Source organism: Candidatus Symbiothrix dinenymphae, from assembly GCF_001431085.1.
In genome coordinates, this window is the sequence record NZ_BBRU01000192.1 from 1 (window position 1) to 673 (window position 673).

2 protein-coding genes are annotated in these 673 nt (G+C 28.1%); both read right to left on the bottom strand.

Annotated features, from left to right (window positions below; all coding sequences use genetic code 11):
• Positions 1-268: hypothetical protein (locus tag ASC50_RS07465; protein WP_226995354.1), on the bottom strand; the 268-nt coding region annotated here is incomplete at its 3' end.
• A 16-nt stretch (positions 269-284) separates the two neighbouring features.
• On the bottom strand, positions 285-673 hold a 389-nt coding region (locus ASC50_RS02765), incomplete at its 5' end, for a hypothetical protein (RefSeq protein WP_158648318.1).

Consider the following 673-nt stretch of genomic DNA (forward strand, 5'->3'; position numbering starts at 1 on the left):
ACATAAAACGTTTCAAATCTTTTGGTTTCCATTTTGATAAAATCCGTCCGGAACCTATTTCATGTCCTTCACAAGGATGTAACAACACTGTTTCAATGGTATTACTTTGCATATATTTTAAACTATCATTGACATAGTGAGGAACATATATAACTCTTTTGTGAATTATTATATCATTTTCCCCTATGTTATACAGAACATAACTTATGTACCTTACAGAACAACTTGTCAAAAGGAAAGCAATCGCGAGTAAATAGTATTTTTTCATATTCATAATCAACCAATTAATCTTTAAACTCCCAAATCAATATACTTTTTTCGCGTGCCTTTAATTTTACCGAAGAATTAGAATTTTTAATTGTCCATGCCTCATTTATTTTCTTTACTATTTCTTTCTGACCAAACCTAATTGTATCGAAACCTGATACAATCATTAAATGAGACATACAAAAAGGATAATAATTAGCATTCGTATCTACCAATTCTGTTTTTGATTTTTCACCAAAAATAAGGTCTAAAAATACAATTGAATCTTTTTTTAGCACTTTATGGTAATTCACAGTCAATATTTCATCTTTGTAATAGCTATCAGGATGATTTTTTAGCTCTCTTGTTTTATCAATGGAATCATTTTCTGGAATATAATAAGGAACCATATGATAAACATATATAT